The sequence below is a fragment of the Rhizobium sp. A37_96 genome (assembly GCF_053521765.1).
Genome location: NZ_JBNWDS010000002.1, coordinates 845,869 through 860,707, shown reverse-complemented (window position 1 = coordinate 860,707; position 14,839 = coordinate 845,869). Strand labels below are relative to the sequence as shown.

At 61.7% G+C, this 14,839-nt stretch carries 16 protein-coding genes; 7 read left to right on the top strand and 9 right to left on the bottom strand.

What is annotated here, in order from left to right:
* Positions 1–97: 97 nt before the first annotated feature.
* A complete protein-coding gene (locus tag ACQZ6J_RS10640) occupies positions 98–454 on the bottom strand; it encodes a DUF4406 domain-containing protein (protein WP_163991586.1) in 357 nt (118 codons plus the stop codon).
* 123 nt (positions 455–577) lie between these two features.
* On the opposite strand from ACQZ6J_RS10640, the gene ACQZ6J_RS10635 reads away from it, so the two are divergent.
* Together ACQZ6J_RS10635 and ACQZ6J_RS10630 are read left to right on the top strand one after the other, a co-directional pair.
* Positions 578–1,333, top strand: coding sequence for a DeoR/GlpR family DNA-binding transcription regulator (locus ACQZ6J_RS10635; protein WP_449083870.1), 756 nt, complete (start codon positions 578–580; stop codon positions 1,331–1,333).
* A gap of 166 nt (positions 1,334–1,499) precedes the next feature.
* Positions 1,500–1,988: a DUF2127 domain-containing protein gene (locus ACQZ6J_RS10630; RefSeq protein WP_449083868.1), complete on the top strand. Its 489-nt coding sequence runs from the start codon at positions 1,500–1,502 to the stop codon at positions 1,986–1,988.
* A 16-nt stretch (positions 1,989–2,004) separates the two neighbouring features.
* Here the strand turns inward: ACQZ6J_RS10630 and ACQZ6J_RS10625 are convergent, their stop codons facing one another.
* Positions 2,005–3,012: an asparaginase gene (locus ACQZ6J_RS10625; RefSeq protein ID WP_449083866.1), complete on the bottom strand. Its 1,008-nt coding sequence runs from the start codon at positions 3,010–3,012 to the stop codon at positions 2,005–2,007.
* Between the two features lie 99 nt (positions 3,013–3,111).
* Complete coding sequence (locus ACQZ6J_RS10620) at positions 3,112–3,738, bottom strand: helix-turn-helix transcriptional regulator (protein WP_449083864.1); 627 nt, start codon at positions 3,736–3,738, stop codon at positions 3,112–3,114.
* Positions 3,739–3,839: 101 nt separating this feature from the next.
* Between ACQZ6J_RS10620 and ACQZ6J_RS10615 the strand changes: the two genes are divergently transcribed.
* On the top strand, positions 3,840–5,264 hold the full coding sequence (locus ACQZ6J_RS10615; RefSeq protein WP_449083862.1) for an MFS transporter: 1,425 nt from the start codon (positions 3,840–3,842) through the stop codon (positions 5,262–5,264).
* Here ACQZ6J_RS10615 and ACQZ6J_RS10610 read toward each other — a convergent pair.
* From ACQZ6J_RS10610 to ACQZ6J_RS10595, 4 genes are all read right to left on the bottom strand, one after another.
* The gene (locus ACQZ6J_RS10610) at positions 5,245–6,243 is read right to left on the bottom strand and encodes an NAD(P)H-quinone oxidoreductase (protein ID WP_449083860.1); all 999 of its coding nucleotides are present in this window, start codon (positions 6,241–6,243) and stop codon (positions 5,245–5,247) included. The genes ACQZ6J_RS10615 and ACQZ6J_RS10610 overlap by 20 nt on opposite strands.
* Positions 6,244–6,322: 79 nt before the next feature.
* Complete coding sequence (locus ACQZ6J_RS10605; protein WP_163991596.1) at positions 6,323–8,128, bottom strand: GGDEF domain-containing protein; 1,806 nt, start codon at positions 8,126–8,128, stop codon at positions 6,323–6,325.
* A 209-nt stretch (positions 8,129–8,337) separates the two neighbouring features.
* Positions 8,338–8,589, bottom strand: a complete 252-nt coding sequence (locus tag ACQZ6J_RS10600) for a ribbon-helix-helix domain-containing protein (protein ID WP_449083857.1) — start codon at positions 8,587–8,589, stop codon at positions 8,338–8,340.
* A 224-nt stretch (positions 8,590–8,813) separates the two neighbouring features.
* Positions 8,814–9,362, bottom strand: a complete 549-nt coding sequence (locus tag ACQZ6J_RS10595) for an HdeD family acid-resistance protein (RefSeq protein ID WP_163991598.1) — start codon at positions 9,360–9,362, stop codon at positions 8,814–8,816.
* Positions 9,363–9,513: 151 nt separating this feature from the next.
* Between ACQZ6J_RS10595 and betI the strand changes: the two genes are divergently transcribed.
* The 4 genes from betI to betA all read left to right on the top strand — a co-directional run bounded on the left by betI (position 9,514) and on the right by betA (position 14,080).
* Entirely contained in the window at positions 9,514–10,101 is a 588-nt protein-coding gene (gene betI, locus ACQZ6J_RS10590; RefSeq protein ID WP_449083855.1) for a transcriptional regulator BetI, read from the top strand.
* A 5-nt stretch (positions 10,102–10,106) separates the two neighbouring features.
* Positions 10,107–10,748 carry a glutathione S-transferase family protein gene (locus ACQZ6J_RS10585; RefSeq protein WP_449083853.1) on the top strand — a complete coding sequence of 214 codons (642 nt, stop codon included), beginning with the start codon at positions 10,107–10,109 and terminating at the stop codon, positions 10,746–10,748.
* Positions 10,748–12,211 (top strand): betaine-aldehyde dehydrogenase, encoded by a 1,464-nt coding sequence (gene betB, locus ACQZ6J_RS10580; protein ID WP_449083851.1) that lies wholly within the window; start codon positions 10,748–10,750, stop codon positions 12,209–12,211. Before ACQZ6J_RS10585 ends, betB begins: the two co-directional genes overlap by 1 nt.
* Positions 12,212–12,430: 219 nt before the next feature.
* The gene (gene betA / locus ACQZ6J_RS10575) at positions 12,431–14,080 is read left to right on the top strand and encodes a choline dehydrogenase (RefSeq protein WP_449083849.1); all 1,650 of its coding nucleotides are present in this window, start codon (positions 12,431–12,433) and stop codon (positions 14,078–14,080) included.
* 12 nt (positions 14,081–14,092) lie between these two features.
* On the opposite strand, the gene ACQZ6J_RS10570 is transcribed toward betA, so the two are convergent.
* Together ACQZ6J_RS10570 and ACQZ6J_RS10565 are read right to left on the bottom strand one after the other, a co-directional pair.
* Entirely contained in the window at positions 14,093–14,392 is a 300-nt protein-coding gene (locus ACQZ6J_RS10570) for a type II toxin-antitoxin system RelE/ParE family toxin (protein ID WP_449083847.1), read from the bottom strand.
* Positions 14,389–14,661 carry a YlcI/YnfO family protein gene (locus tag ACQZ6J_RS10565; protein ID WP_449083845.1) on the bottom strand — a complete coding sequence of 91 codons (273 nt, stop codon included), beginning with the start codon at positions 14,659–14,661 and terminating at the stop codon, positions 14,389–14,391. The genes ACQZ6J_RS10570 and ACQZ6J_RS10565 overlap by 4 nt, the downstream gene beginning before the upstream one ends.
* Positions 14,662–14,839 lie beyond the last annotated feature (178 nt).

The following is a 14,839-nucleotide window of genomic DNA, read 5'->3' as shown; positions in this document are numbered from 1 at the left end:
AAGTAGCCGACACCGATGGCCGCTACAAAAGGTTTTGATCGATTCGGCTGATTGCCCATCCCCACGATGTCGGACCATGGAGATGGGCGACCGATTCTTAGGCGCAGCCGGGCACGTCTTCCAGCTTGTACCAGACCGGTATACCACGCTCGCGAGCGATGCGAACGTCATTGTCAGCGCCCTTGGAATCGCCGGGCAACCTCAGGACGCCTTCGCAAAGCTGCAGCAGACGGCCAGCTGTCGGATGAAAAATCTCCTCGTACAGATCATCGCCGATGCTCTTGCCGCCGGCGGCATGCCAGACCGGCAAGGCAACCCATTCACCGATCATCGGCAGATGCCCGGCCTTGAACAGAGCGTAAGACGGCGCCTCCAGCCGCTTGAGGTTTTCGGCCATTTTCACGGGATCGTCCCCGGTGCCGGATCGGTAAGGGCCCGCAATCAAGATCAACATGTCATTTCTCCATTCTCACCTGCTTCCTGCAGGAATTTGCACGAATATGCGCATATTTTCTTGAATGTCGAATCGATTCTGATAGATTCACGATATTTCGTGAAATAACATGCAGAGACCGACATGTTGACCAGCCAACGCAAAGCCCTCATTCTCGAAAGATTGCGCCGGGACGGCCAGGTGACCGCCAAGGCGCTGGCCGACGATCTCGGTCTTTCCGAAGACACGATCCGCAGGGACCTGCGGGAAATGGCGGCGGAGAAACTGCTGAAGCGGGTGCATGGCGGCGCGCTGCCGCTTTCGCCGGAGCTGCCGGATTTTTCGACCCGGCAGGCGGTCTCCTCGGATGCGAAACGCAGGCTCGGCGCCTATGCGGCCAACATGATCCGACCGGGGCAGACCGTATTTCTCGATGGCGGCACCACGAATGCCGAGATCGCCCGCCATCTTCCGAAGAACCTTGCCGTCACTATCGTCACCCACAGCCCGACGATAGCAGGCGAACTGGAGCACCACCCCACCGCCGAGGTGATCGTGATCGGCGGCAAACTCTACAAGCATTCGATGGTGGCAACGGGCGCCGCCGCCATGGCGGCGATCGCGTCCATAAGGGCCGATCTCTTCTTTCTGGGCGTCACCGCCATTCATCCCGCCCGCGGCTTTTCGACCGGTGATTTCGAGGAAGCAGCCATCAAGCGGCATATCGCGCAATGCGCGGCTGAAACCTATGTGCTGGCGACAGCCGAGAAGCTCGATGCTGCCTCGCCCTGCCAGATCCTGCCGATAAAGAGCGTTTCCGGCCTGATCGTGCCGTCCGGTATCTTTGAGGAAAGCCTGGCTCCCTATCGCGACGCCGAGCTGCCGATCTTCCTGGCCTGACACGCGTGGCGCACCCTGCCCGCCGAAACATGATATCAGGTTAGGATTGCGTCGCCGTCATCACGATCCGGTCGCAGATTGATCCTATGCCGATTGGATATCGGCTTGCCTTGCGGCCGTCGCCGATCAAGCCCACCTCAAGAGGCGCAAAAGGTTACGATTGCCCATGAACGAACGCCGCATTCACCAGCTCTTCGAAGTCAGCATTCTCTTGAAGGGCGCGCATGCCTTGATCGAATGCATCGGCGGCATCGTGCTCGCGCTCGTCAGCACAGAATCCATTCTAAGCCTGGCAAACAGGATCACGCAGCCCGAGCTGCTCAATGACCCGAAGGACTTTATCGCCACCCATCTGCTGACCTGGGCGCAGGATTTTTCCGTCGGCACCAAGAATTTCTATGCCTACTACCTGCTGAGCCACGGGCTGGTGAAGGTATTGCTCGTCATCGGCCTGCTCAGGGGCAAGATGTGGGCCTATCCGGCATCGCTGGTGGCCTTGGGGCTTTTCATCGCCTACCAGCTTTACCGCTTCGCCGACACGCACGGCATCGGGCTCATCATTCTCACCGTTTTCGACCTCGTGGTCATGATCCTCATCTGGCAGGAATACAAGGTCGTCCGGCAACATCTGCCGGCTCGCCAGACAAGGATCTGAACCGCAGAGGCGGGGCTTATGCCGTCAGGGCCGCCGCCGGCCTGATATCGCCGACATGGATGCCGTTCCAGCTTTTGAGCCGCTTATGGGCCATTGCCGTGAGACCGGCTTCAGCTGCGCTGTCCTTCTCGAAGAAACGGGCCAGCGTCGCTGCCACCATGGCCTCTGCCGCGCGACCGGTGCCGTCATCGCATTTCACGGCGATGGCGATGCCCTGCTCGGGGATCGCTGCACAAAACACGCCCTCGGCGCCGGTCTTGGCAAAGATGCGGCCGGGAGCGATCCGCATCAGCTGGGTGCAGGCGCGATCGGTGCCGGCGACATAGAAGGGTTCCGCCATGCAGGCGTCGAACAGCCGGTGCGAGGCCTTGGCGCGCAGTGGCTCCAGGCCGACGCCTGTCGCCATCTTGGCGAAACCATGCGCCAATCCCTTGAGCGGCACTGCGTAGGTCGGGATCGAGCAGCCATCCGTGCCGCAATTGTCGTGGGCGAGGATAGCGCCGGTCAGGCTCTGCATCGTCTCGCGGATCTGCTGCTGCAGCGGGTGATCGTAGCCGATATAGCCTTCGGGATCGATATCCTGGTGGCAGCAGGCGCAGACGAAACCGGCGTGCTTGCCGGAGCAGTTGTTATGCAGCGCCGTCGGCTTTTCGATGGTGCGGGCCTGATGGATGAGGGTCTTCTGATCGAAAGACCAATGCGCCCCGCATTCGAGCGTGCCGACATCGCGGCCGGCGCGCGCCAGCATCGAGGCGGCGAGCGTGACGTGCTCGTCCTCGCCGTTGTGGGAGGAGCAGGCGAGCGCCAGTTCTTTATTGCCGAAGCCGTAAGCGTCCGCGGCGCCGCTTTCGACCAGCGGCAGGGCCTGCATCGCCTTGCAGGCGGAACGCGGAAAGACGCCGCTTTCGATATCGCCGACAGAGAAGACCAGCTTACCATCGCCATCGACAACCACTATGGAGCCGCGATGATGGCTTTCGACCTGGTTGCCACGGGTGACTTCGACGCAGACGGGATTCGACATGATGGAAGACAGCCTTTGATTTGCGGGATGGGCAGTGATAGCCGCTGAACCGTGGATTGCCAATCGCCAATGCGGGCGCCGCGCATCAAAAAAAGCCCCTCAGGCTGCGTCGCGGATCCTGTAGGCGCAACGCCGCGCGCCGAGCAAAATGTGCTCCTCCCGCTCGACCTGCGCGCCAAGCACCGCGCGGAACGTCTCCAGTTCCGATCGGCAGAAGCCGGCGCAGGCACAGGCCGCCGCGCAGATGGGGCAATGATTTTCCACCAGCATCAGCGAGCCGTCGCCGTCCTGCCAATGATCGGCCATGTAGCCCTCCTGCGTGCGGATGGCGGCCAGGCTCGCGACGCGTGATGGCAGATCGGCCTCGAGGTCGATTTCGCTGCGATAGCGCCGGAGCGTCTCCGTTTCGCGGGCGGAGATGATGGTATCGACGGCCCCCTGCCCCAACTGGCTGACCATGGTCGCAAGCAATGCGGCGGTCAGGTCAGCGTGGCCATCCGGAAACTGCCTGTTGCCGGCGACCGTCAGATGCCAGAGCTGCCGCGGCCTGCCCCTGCCGGCGGAAGCCTCCGCCGCCGGCTCGACCAATCCTTCCTCCGCCATCTTCGTCAGCTGCTGCCGGGCCGCCTCCGACGATATGCCGAGCGCATCGCCGACAGCCGACGCCAGTTGCGGCCCCTCGGTTTTCAACAGGATCAGGATTCGATTGGCAGGCGACTGACGCATTTTTCCAAGTTTTCTCTTGTTTTAATACGATGACCATGTAATTTTCCAAACTATAACTTGGAAAATAATCAATCGCTAGGGAAAATACCGAGGATCGTCCGATGTCCAGCATCGAAAACACCGCTTCCACTCCATCCTCCTCCGTCTTCGCATTGTTCTCGCCGAAACTTCTGCCGGCGACGCTGATGCTCGGCGGCGGCGTCACGCTCTATGCCGTCGAATCCTATATCACCGCCACGATCGCGCCCTCCATCGTCCGGGATATCGGCGGCCTCGAGCTGTTCTCGTGGATGACGACGCTTTTCGTCGCCGCCGGCGTGCTCGGTTCGATTACAGTCGCCACAAGGCCGAAGGGCATGGGCCTGCGCGCCGTCTATGTTGCGGCGGCGATCACATTCGGAGTCGGCAGCCTGATCTGCGCCATCGCACCGTTGATGCCCGTATTGCTGGTCGGCCGCGCCGTCCAGGGCTATGGCGCGGGCATGCTGTCCGGGCTCGCCTACGCCTTCATCCGCTTCGTCTATCCGGAAGTTCTATGGCGCAAGGCCTCCACCCTCTATGCAGCCATATGGGGTGTCGCGACGGTGCTGGGGCCGACGCTCGGCGGGCTTTTTGCCGCGGGAGGCGCATGGCGCGAAGCGTTCATCGTTCTCGTACCGCTGACCGTAATCATGGCGCTTTCGACGCGATGGCTGCTGCCTGCTGTCGCGGACGATCGGTCGGATACGAGGACGCCACTGATCCAGATCGGGTTGCTGCTGGCCGCGGTCCTGTTCGTCAACATCGCAAGCACCGTCGAACATGGATCATATACGATGCTGCTGATCGCAGCGTCGATCGTGCTCGTCGCGACGATGGTCGCAATCGAACGCAAGAGCGATACGCGCCTGCTTCCCTATGGCGCGGCCATGCTCGGCAACCCGATCTCGCGGCTCTACCTGACGATGTTCATGGCCATGATGGTGCTGACGAGCGACATCTACATTCCCTACTTCCTGCAGACACTGCATGGCGTCACGCCGCTAGTCTCGGGCTATCTCGTTGCGCTCGTCGCATTGGGCTGGACGGTTGCCGCCCTGCTCAGCGCATCTTTCTCCGGCAAGCAGGCCGCGATCGCCATCATTGCCGGCTGTATTCTGGAAACCGTCGCGACCGCATCGTTGATCCCTGTCCTGGCGACCGCAACGCCTTTCGACGCGGTTGCCAGGTTCGCGCCTGCCGTCATCGCCATGTTCCTGATGGGATTCGGCGTCGGACTGGGCTGGGCGCATCTGGTGACCAAAGTCATCGGCATCACCCGCAGAACGGAGCAGGACAAGGCCTCGGCGGCGATCTCGATGACGCAATCGCTGGGCGGTGCGTTCGGCGCCGCGCTCGCGGGCGTCATCGCCAACGGCGCGGGCCTCACCCATCCGGGCGGCGTTGCCGGCGGCCTCTCGGCAGCGACCTGGCTCTACGCCCTGATGGCAATACCCGGCCTCATCGCCATCGTGCTGTCCTTCACGATCAGGCCAGCTTCAGCATGATCTTGCCGATGTGGTCGCTGGTTTCCAGCAAGCGATGCGCCTCGACCACATCGTCAAATGCAAAGACCTTGTGGATGACGGGGGCAATCGTGCCCTCGTCGAGCAGCGGCCAGACCTGCGAGAAAAGATCGTCGCGGACGGCGCGCTTTTCCTCCGCCGTGCGCGGGCGCATGGTCGACCCGGTCACCGTCAGGCGCTTGACCATGATCGGCTGCAGGTTGACCTTCTCGGCAACGGCGCCGCCGAGGAAAGCGATGATGGAAAGGCAGCCGTCGCGGGCAAGCGAGGCGAGATTCTTTTCCAGGTAGGCGGCGCCGATCATGTCGAGGATGACATCGACGCCATGCGCCGTTTCAGCCTTGATGACCTCGGCGAAATCCTCCTGCTTGTAGTTGATCGCCCGCTTCGCGCCCAGCTTCTCGCAGGCCTCGCATTTTTCCTTCGATCCCGCCGTCGTATAGACGGTCGCGCCGAAGGCACGCGCAAGCTGGATTGCCGTCGTGCCGATACCGCTGGATCCGCCGTGGATCAGCACGCTTTCCCCTTCGGTGAGGCCCGCCATCTGGAAGAGATTGGCCCATACGGTAAAGAACGTTTCGGGGATGGCCGCCGCGCGCACCGCGTCATAGCCGTTCGGGAAGCGAAGCGCCTGGCCCGCCGGCAGGACGCAATACTCGGCGTAGCCGCCGCCATTGGCGAGACCGCAGACCTTGTTGCCGATCGCAAATTCCGTGACGCCGGGCGCAACGTCGACGACTTCGCCTGATATTTCGAGGCCCAGGATCGGGCTTGCCTCCTTCGGCGGCGGATAGGTGCCCTGCCGTTGCGCCACATCCGGCCGGTTGACGCCGGCAGCCTCGACCCGAACGAGGATCTCGCCCGGCTTCAAAATCGGCAAGGGCTTGCGGCCGATGGTCATGACCTCAGGTCCGCCAAAGGACGGCAGATCCACGAAACGCATTTCAGATGGCAAGGGCATGGCGCACTCTCCTCTCCCAGCAAAGCAGTGGAGATAGTTTAGCGCAGCACGCTTGAAAAGGTGGTGCGGCGATAGGGCGTCAATTCGTCTCGGTCAAACCGAGGAATGCGACGCCGGCGGCGCTCTCCTTCGCCTTGGTCTTGATACCGGCGATGGAGGTGCTGACGCGGTTGATATTGTCGATCACCAGTCCCTCGGGCAGTTGCAGGATGCCGATGGAGCATCGCATCAACGGGAACTCCGCGTCGGCGCCGCTGCGGTCGTGGCCGCGAATGCGCCCGGCGGCTCGATCCTCCGCCGAATAAAGCTCGAGGACATCGGCATGGAAATCGGCAAGCAGCCGGTCCAGAACCTCGCGAAGCTCCTGCGTGCCCCAGCCTGTGACTCCGATGAAGAAGTCATCGCCGCCGACATGGCCGAGGAAGTGGCGCTCGGCGAAGAAATAGCGGCGCATCAGCGCCGCAAACAACGAAATCGCGTGGTCGCCGAGATGGAAGCCATAGGCATCGTTGAACGGCTTGAAATTGTCGAAGTCGCAATAGCAGAAATGCCTGACCTCATCGCCGTCCCGGCCGGTGTTCTGCATGAAATCATGGATGGCACGATTGCCCGGCAGGCCGGTCAGCGGGTTCTGGTCCTGGGCGATCTTGAGCTGTTTCTCGTTGATGACCTTGATGAGCGAGGCAGCTGAAACGATGCCGGCATAGTGCGTGCCTTCGGTGACGATGAGGCAATCGCTGCTTTCCATGTTGGCGAAGATCGCCATCAGCGTATCGGCATCGGAATCAAGCCCGACGATCGGCGCCATCTCGACGAAGTGCGAGATGGAGCGCTCGTAGACCTTGTTCTTCAGCAGGTCGCGGCCGAAGGGCTGGTAGATGTATTCCTTCAGCTGATATTCGTGGATGATGCCGCGCGGCTCGTCATTGGCGTTGACGACCGGAAAATAGGCGCGGCGCGGATTGCGGCGGAAGAGTTCGAAGACGCTGTCGATGCTGTCGCTCTCACGGATGGTCGGCAGCACCTCGATCTGCTTGCGGATGAGGATTTCATCCAGGGACTGGCTGCTGCGCACCGTTTTGCCGAGATCCTGAAGATGAGGAAAGCTCGGCTTGAGCTCGTTGACCAGCACGGTCGGGCGGGCGATGAACCAGCCCTGGACGAGATCGACGCCGAATTCGCGGCAGGTGAGGAATTCCGCCTCCGTCTCGATGCCCTCGGCGATGACGCGCGTGCCGAGGACATGGGCGATATTCACGAGGTTCCTGAGGATATGGCGCTTGCGGGCGCTGCGATCGATATCGACGATGAAATGCCGATCGATCTTGAGGTAGTCGACCGGATAATCGGAAAGGAGCTTCATCTCGCCGTGGCCGACGCCGAAGTCGTCGATGGCCAGCTTGAAGCCCGCATTGCGCATTCTGGCGACCAGCGCGGAAAACTCGGGCACGATGGTATTGTCGAAGCGCTCGGAGAACTCGAAGCAGACGGAGGAAGGAGCAATGCCTGCCTTCTTCATGTGCTGCAGCAGGCTATCGACCAGCAACGCGCCCTGCGGAATAAGCCGGACGTCCAGATTGAGGAAAAGCGTTGCCGAGCCCAGATTGGGCAGCGTGGCGAACTTTGCCAGCGCCCGGCTCGTGACCATCTGCTCGAGCCCGAGAAGCTGGCCGGTGCGCTCGGCCTCGTCGAGGATATCGATCGGGCTGTTGAAGCCGATGCGCTCCTGCCCGCGCATCAGGGATTCATAGCCGAACACAGCGCCCGTGCCGGCCTCTACGATCGGCTGAAATGCATTTTCGATGACGAGTTTGGCGAGAGTGACAATCTGGTCGCTGGCATACCGGCGCAATACGCCGGGCTCGACTGCGGCAGTCAGGGACATGCCCATCTCCACTTGCGGATTCTGAACTAATTTATTTAAGTAAAACTTGGGACTTACCGCGTTTTCGACCCAAGATGCGCCATAAGCGTCAACGAAACCTTTCCCGCATGTGAAAGTTTCATGAATGGTAAAGCAATATTAACCATTCGCCGGGACGAACAAACAGCCGAGCGCAGACAGGCTGCCGCCCGCGCAAACGGACTTCAGCGCTAGTTTGGCGAGTGCCTTTCCGCCTCATAATCGGCGAACATGTCTGCAACGCAGCGGCCGCTTGTTCCCGTATCTGCGCCATCATTGGCGGCGTGGGGAACATCGCAACCATCGTCACGCTTGCGGGCCGCATCCCACATGCGCAAGGCCTCCCGCACGACTTCGCTGCTCGAGGCATAAGTGCCGGTATCGACCGCGGCGCGGATGCCGGCGGCCTGAAGCGGAGAGATGGAAACCGTTACCATCGGCATGATATTCCTCCCTTGACGTTGTTAGGCGGAAATTTGGCTGGAAGCTTGTTCCACAGCCTCGGCCGGTGCCTTCAAGGCGTGTCCTTCGACATGCCTGTTGGATAAAGGCCTCGTCGCTACATCAACTCAACGCCGCTCCGCCTTCACGGCAGAGGCATAGAGAGTAGCGCCGCTCACGCTCCTTGTCAAAAAGTAGCAGTGCGTTACCCCTTTTGGGACATACCCTACCGCCTCAGCACAAGTCCGAAGGCCACCAGCGTCCAGCCCTGGAAGATCAGATCGAAGGCCAGGAAAAGGCCGAGGATCCAGAGGCTGTTGACCGGCCAGCCCACAGCGATGGCGATGCCGGCGACGGCAGTCGCAAGGCCGCTGATGACAATCCACACCCAGCCGCGCTCCGGCTTCAGCTTGCGGCCGACCCAAACGCGAAACGTGCCGGCAATCAGCAGAGCGATGGCGAGGAAGAGGGTCAAAGCCTCGGAGGCCAATAAAGGGTTCGCAAAGGTCAGGATGCCGGCAAGCGTATAGAGCAGGCCGCTGAGCACCCAGAACAGGATGTGCTCCCAGCCCCTCACCTGGAACGCATGGGCCAGATGCACGATACCGCCGATCAGCATCAGCACGCCGACGTAGTAGACCGAAGCCACCGTGGCGATGAACAGATTGCCGAGAGCGATGCAACCACAGATCAGCAGCAATATGCCGAGCCCGACAAACCATCCCCATTTGTCGCGCATTGCCGATGGGGGAACCTCATCAAGAGTATCAACCATGACTGTACCTCCTCCTGCAAGGAAGTATGGCACAGAAATGCAACTCGGAAAGAGGTTGCGGATTTTTCGCCATCGTTGCCCGATAGGTGATTTTTTTATTGATTGATCAGTCAATCAAAAATACACTCGCTTCAGCCTTGGAGATTGACGCATGCCGAAAGTCGGAATGGAACCGGTGCGCCGCAAGGCGCTAGTGGATGCCGCGATGCGGGTGATCGGCGATCACGGCTCGCTGACCGTCACCATGTCCGAAATCGCCAAAGAGGCCGGCGTTTCCCCTGCCCTTGCGCACCATTACTTCGGCAGCAAGGAACAGCTGCTGATCGAGACCGTCCGTGTCCATCTACAGCGGCTGCGCGACAGCGTCGTGACGGCGCTCCGGGCCGCGAAGACGCCCCGCGAAAAGCTCTCCGCCGTCATCCGCGTCAGCTTCCAGGCCGATCAATTCGCGCCCGAGACGATCGCTGCCTGGCTCGCCTTCTATGCCGAAGCGCAGCGCTCGGAGGAGACACGCCGCTTTCTCGTCATCTACGCCCGCCGCCTGCATTCGAATCTGGTCGCCAATCTCAAGGCCCTCTGCCCGGCCGGCGACGCCACGCGGATTGCCGAGGGCGCCGCCGCCATGATCGACGGTCTCTATATCCGCCAGAGCCTGCGATCCGCGCCGATCAGCACCGAAGCGTCGATCGCGCTGACCGAAGACTATCTGACCACCCACCTCAACGCGCTGGAAGGGTGAAGGCCATGCTGACCGTCTGGGGCCGCAAATCGTCATCCAACGTGCAGGCACTGATGTGGTGCATCGGCGAACTCGGCCTGGCCTATGAGCGCATCGACGCCGGCTTCACATATGGCGTCAACGACACGCCTGAATTCCTGGCGATGAATCCGAACGGCACGGTTCCGGTGCTGCGCGAGGACGATGGCGAGCCGTTGTGGGAAACAGGCGCGATCCTGCGCTATCTCGCCACGCAACATGGCGACGATGCCTTCTGGCCGAAGGACGCCCGTCACCGCGCCCGCATCGACATGTGGACGGAATGGGCCAAGATCAACATTGCCTTGAATTTCACCGGCCCGGTGTTCTGGCGCGCCGTGCGTACGGCTCCCGCCTTGCGCGATGAAGACGCAATCACGACGGCACTGGCCACACTCGGCGCGAAGCTTGATATCGCCGAGTCGCAGTTCGGCCGGCATCGCTTCCTGGCCGGCGATAATCTGACGCTCGCCGACATACAATTCGGGCACGTTCTCTATCGCTATTTCGACATCGACATCCAGCGCCCGGCCCATCCGCGGCTGCAGCGCTACTACCAAAACCTGACCGAGCGACCTGCTTTTCAAGAGCACGTCATGGTGTCCTACGAAGAACTGAGGGTTCTATAATGCGCGCACAACCGAAGGCCTCGCATTTCATCGACGGCGAATATGTCGAGGACACCGATGGCACCGTCATCGAAAGCATCTATCCCGCCACCGGCGAGGTGATTGCCCGCCTGCACGCGGCAACGACCGCCATCGTCGAAAGGGCGATCGCCAGCGCCAAGCGGGCGCAGCCGGAATGGGCCGCCATAAGCCCGACCGCACGCGGCCGCATCCTGAAGCGGGCGGCGGACATCATGCGCGAGCGCAACCGCGAGCTTTCCGAACTGGAGACGCTGGATACGGGCAAGCCGATCCAGGAAACCATTGTCGCGGACCCAACGTCAGGCGCCGACAGCTTCGAATTCTTCGGCGGCGTCGCCGCCGCCGGCCTCAACGGCTCCTACATCCCGCTCGGCGGCGATTTCGCCTATACCAAGCGCGTGCCGCTCGGCGTCTGCGTCGGTATCGGCGCATGGAACTACCCGCAGCAGATCGCCTGCTGGAAGGGGGCGCCAGCCCTCGTCGCCGGCAACGCCATGGTGTTCAAGCCTTCGGAAAACACGCCGCTCGGCGCGCTGAAGATCGCCGAGATCCTCATCGAGGCCGGCCTGCCGAAGGGGCTCTACAACGTCATCCAGGGCGACCGCGAAACCGGGCCGTTGCTCATCAACCATCCCGACGTGGCGAAGGTGTCCCTGACCGGCTCGGTGCCGACAGGCCGCAAGGTGGCGGCTTCGGCCGCAGGCAACCTCAAGCACGTCACCATGGAACTCGGCGGCAAATCGCCCCTCATCGTCTTCGACGATGCCGATATCGACAGCGCCATCGGCGGCGCGATGCTCGGCAACTTCTATTCGACCGGCCAGGTCTGCTCGAACGGCACGCGCGTCTTCGTCAACCGCAAGATCAAGTCCGAATTCCTGAAGCGGCTGAAGACCCGCACCGAGGCGATGCGGATCGGCGACCCGATGGACGAGGCAACCCAGATCGGCCCCATGGTTTCCTGGGCGCAGCGCGAGAAGGTGCTCGCCTACATCGAGAAGGGCAAGGCCGAGGGCGCGACGCTGGTTGCCGGCGGCGGCATCCCGAACAATGTCTCCGGCGAAGGCTATTACATCCAGCCGACCGTGTTTGCCGACGTCACCGACGACATGACGATCGCGCGCGAGGAGATCTTCGGGCCGGTCATGTGCGTTCTCGATTTCGATGACGAGGCCGAGGTGATCGCACGCGCCAACGCCACCGAATTCGGCCTGTCGGGCGGCGTCTTCACCGCGGATCTCACCCGTGGCCACCGCGTCGTCGACCAGCTGGAAGCCGGTACGCTCTGGATCAACACCTACAATCTCTGCCCGGTCGAAATCCCCTTCGGCGGCTCCAAGCAATCCGGCTTCGGCCGCGAGAACTCGCTGGCGGCGCTGGAGCATTACTCGGAATTGAAGACCGTCTATGTCGGCATGGGGCCGGTGCAGGCGCCTTACTGAACAAGCCCCTTCGCCCCGTGAAACGGGGAGAAGGTGGGTTGGCGGAATCGAACAGAGTGAGATTGCGACAAGCCGGATGAGGGGCAGCTTCGAGCATGCCGCATCCCGTTCCCCCGCCCCTCACCCTAGCCCTCTCCCCGCTCATGCGGGGAGAGGGAACGACCGGAACCAACCATTTCCCGCAGCTCAAGAAGAACATCCGCAAAGAGGGCATTGGTCATGCAAGCAGATTTCGTCATCGTCGGCTCGGGCTCGGCCGGCTCCGCCATGGCCTACCGCCTGTCGGAGGACGGCAAGCATTCGGTCATCGTGCTTGAATTCGGCGGCAGCGACTTCGGCCCTTTCATCCAGATGCCGGCGGCGCTTGCCTGGCCGATGAGCATGGACCGCTACAATTGGGGCTATCTCTCCGAGCCCGAGCCGCAGCTCAACAACCGCCGCATCACCGCGCCGCGCGGCAAGGTGATCGGCGGCTCCTCCTCGATCAACGGCATGGTCTATGTGCGCGGTCATGCCGAGGACTTCAATCGCTGGGAGGAGCTTGGCGCGCAAGGCTGGGCCTATGCCGACGTGCTGCCCTATTTCAAGCGGATGGAGCATTCGCATGGCGGCGAGGAAGGCTGGCGCGGCACGAGCGGCCCGCTGCATGTACGCCGTGGCGACGCCCGCAACCCGCTCTTCCACGCCTTCATCGAGGCCGGCAAGCAGGCCGGCTTCGAGGCGACGGAGGATTATAACGGCAGCAAGCAGGAAGGCTTCGGCCTGATGGAGCAGACGACCTGGATGGGCCGGCGCTGGTCCGCCGCGACTGCCTACCTCAAACCCGCCCTCAAGCGCCCGAACGTGAAGCTCGTCCGCTGTTTCGCCCGCAAGGTCGTCATCGAAAACGGCCGCGCGACCGGCGTCGAAGTCGAGCGCGACGGCAAGATCGAGATCATCAGGGCGAACCGCGAGGTCATCATCTCCGCCTCCTCGTTCAATTCACCGAAGCTGCTCATGCTCTCCGGCATCGGGCCGGGGCAGCATCTGCGCGACATGGGGATCGAGGTGAAGGTCGACCGCCCCGGCGTGGGCGCCAACCTGCAGGACCATATGGAATTCTACTTCCAGCAGACGAGTCTGAAACCGGTTTCGCTCTATTCGTGGCTGCCATGGTACATGCAGGGGATTGCCGGCGCACAATGGCTCTTCTTCAAGAAGGGGCTCGGCACGTCCAACCAGTTCGAAGCCTGCGCCTTCCTGCGCTCCGCGCCGGGCGTCAAGCAGCCTGATATCCAGTATCACTTCCTGCCGGTCGCCATCAGCTATGACGGCAAGGCGGCGGCCAAGAGCCACGGCTTCCAGGTGCATGTCGGCTACAACCTGTCGAAATCGCGCGGCAACGTGACGCTGCGCTCCTCCGATCCGAAGGCCGACCCGGTGATCCGCTTCAACTATATGAGCCATCCGGAGGACTGGGAGAAGTTCCGCCATTGCGTGCGCCTGACCCGCGAAATCTTCGGGCAGAAGGCTTTCGACGACTATCGCGGCGCGGAAATCCAGCCCGGTGCAAACGTGCAGACCGACGATCAGATCGACGCCTTCCTGCGCGAGCATCTGGAGAGCGCCTATCACCCCTGCGGCACCTGCAGGATGGGCTCGAAGGACGATCCGATGGCGGTGGTCGATCCCGACACCCGCGTCATCGGCGTCGACGGCCTGCGCGTCGCCGACAGCTCGATCTTCCCGCACGTCACCTACGGCAATCTGAACGGTCCTTCGATCATGACGGGCGAAAAGGCCGCCGACCACATTCTCGGCAAGCAGAGGCTGGCGCGCTCGAACCAGGAGCCCTGGATCAACCCGCGCTGGGAGACAAGCGATCGGTAGAATAAGTGGGCATTAGTAATAGTCTTCCTCTCGCTGATGCCTGACTGCCAGTATCGTCACCGTCTCGCTGTCCTCGATCTCGAACAGAGCGACATAACCGGACGAGCCGAAAGGAATAATGAGTTCGCGGAGAAACGCATCGCCCGCCGACGCCTTGCGGCAACTAAACGGAAAATTCTCAAGAAATTCCGTTGCCTTGGCAATTGCCTGGTAGGCCTTTTCCGCAAGCTCGATATCTCTTACCAGGAGATAATCATAGAGCCGTTCGAGATCGTCGAGCGCGCCTTGAGAGTAACGCGCCGAAAACGTCATCTTCGCCCGGACGCTTTTGCGGCTTCAAGTTTGCCCTTCAACATGCCCAGCACATCCTCAGCGCTGTGATACACGCCGGTCTTTTTCGCATCTTCTCGCGCGGCGAGGCCACGGGCAATGAATTCCGCCTTCGTTCGACGATGTTCGATTTGCGCGCGCAGCGAGTTCTCGACAAATGCGGACAAGGTCTCCCCCTCTTGCAGCACGCTTTCGGCTGCGGCGCGCAAGGCAGGATCAACCCTCAACGGGGGAATGGAAGCGGATTTCATTCATCGGCCCCTTTGCATTGCAATTGCGATGCAATCTATCCGATCACTCACAATCGTCAACATGCGGATTAACTCTTGGCCGCAAAGGGAAATTCTGCAAGAAAGATCAACATCGCAATTCGCCCCTTGTGGCGAGCCGCCCGGAAAATGCCTCCAAGAGACATGCGGGCCAGTCTAT

Coding starts and splice junctions, on each gene's coding strand:
- ACQZ6J_RS10640 (WP_163991586.1), bottom strand. CDS start 454: ATGTTGATCTTGATTGCGGGCCCTTACCGATCCGGCACCGGGGACGAT.
- ACQZ6J_RS10635 (WP_449083870.1), top strand. CDS start 578: ATGTTGACCAGCCAACGCAAAGCCCTCATTCTCGAAAGATTGCGCCGG.
- ACQZ6J_RS10630 (WP_449083868.1), top strand. CDS start 1,500: ATGAACGAACGCCGCATTCACCAGCTCTTCGAAGTCAGCATTCTCTTG.
- ACQZ6J_RS10625 (WP_449083866.1), bottom strand. CDS start 3,012: ATGTCGAATCCCGTCTGCGTCGAAGTCACCCGTGGCAACCAGGTCGAA.
- ACQZ6J_RS10620 (WP_449083864.1), bottom strand. CDS start 3,738: ATGCGTCAGTCGCCTGCCAATCGAATCCTGATCCTGTTGAAAACCGAG.
- ACQZ6J_RS10615 (WP_449083862.1), top strand. CDS start 3,840: ATGTCCAGCATCGAAAACACCGCTTCCACTCCATCCTCCTCCGTCTTC.
- ACQZ6J_RS10610 (WP_449083860.1), bottom strand. CDS start 6,243: ATGCCCTTGCCATCTGAAATGCGTTTCGTGGATCTGCCGTCCTTTGGC.
- ACQZ6J_RS10605 (WP_163991596.1), bottom strand. CDS start 8,128: ATGTCCCTGACTGCCGCAGTCGAGCCCGGCGTATTGCGCCGGTATGCC.
- ACQZ6J_RS10600 (WP_449083857.1), bottom strand. CDS start 8,589: ATGCCGATGGTAACGGTTTCCATCTCTCCGCTTCAGGCCGCCGGCATC.
- ACQZ6J_RS10595 (WP_163991598.1), bottom strand. CDS start 9,362: ATGGTTGATACTCTTGATGAGGTTCCCCCATCGGCAATGCGCGACAAA.
- betI (WP_449083855.1), top strand. CDS start 9,514: ATGCCGAAAGTCGGAATGGAACCGGTGCGCCGCAAGGCGCTAGTGGAT.
- ACQZ6J_RS10585 (WP_449083853.1), top strand. CDS start 10,107: ATGCTGACCGTCTGGGGCCGCAAATCGTCATCCAACGTGCAGGCACTG.
- betB (WP_449083851.1), top strand. CDS start 10,748: ATGCGCGCACAACCGAAGGCCTCGCATTTCATCGACGGCGAATATGTC.
- betA (WP_449083849.1), top strand. CDS start 12,431: ATGCAAGCAGATTTCGTCATCGTCGGCTCGGGCTCGGCCGGCTCCGCC.
- ACQZ6J_RS10570 (WP_449083847.1), bottom strand. CDS start 14,392: ATGACGTTTTCGGCGCGTTACTCTCAAGGCGCGCTCGACGATCTCGAA.
- ACQZ6J_RS10565 (WP_449083845.1), bottom strand. CDS start 14,661: ATGAAATCCGCTTCCATTCCCCCGTTGAGGGTTGATCCTGCCTTGCGC.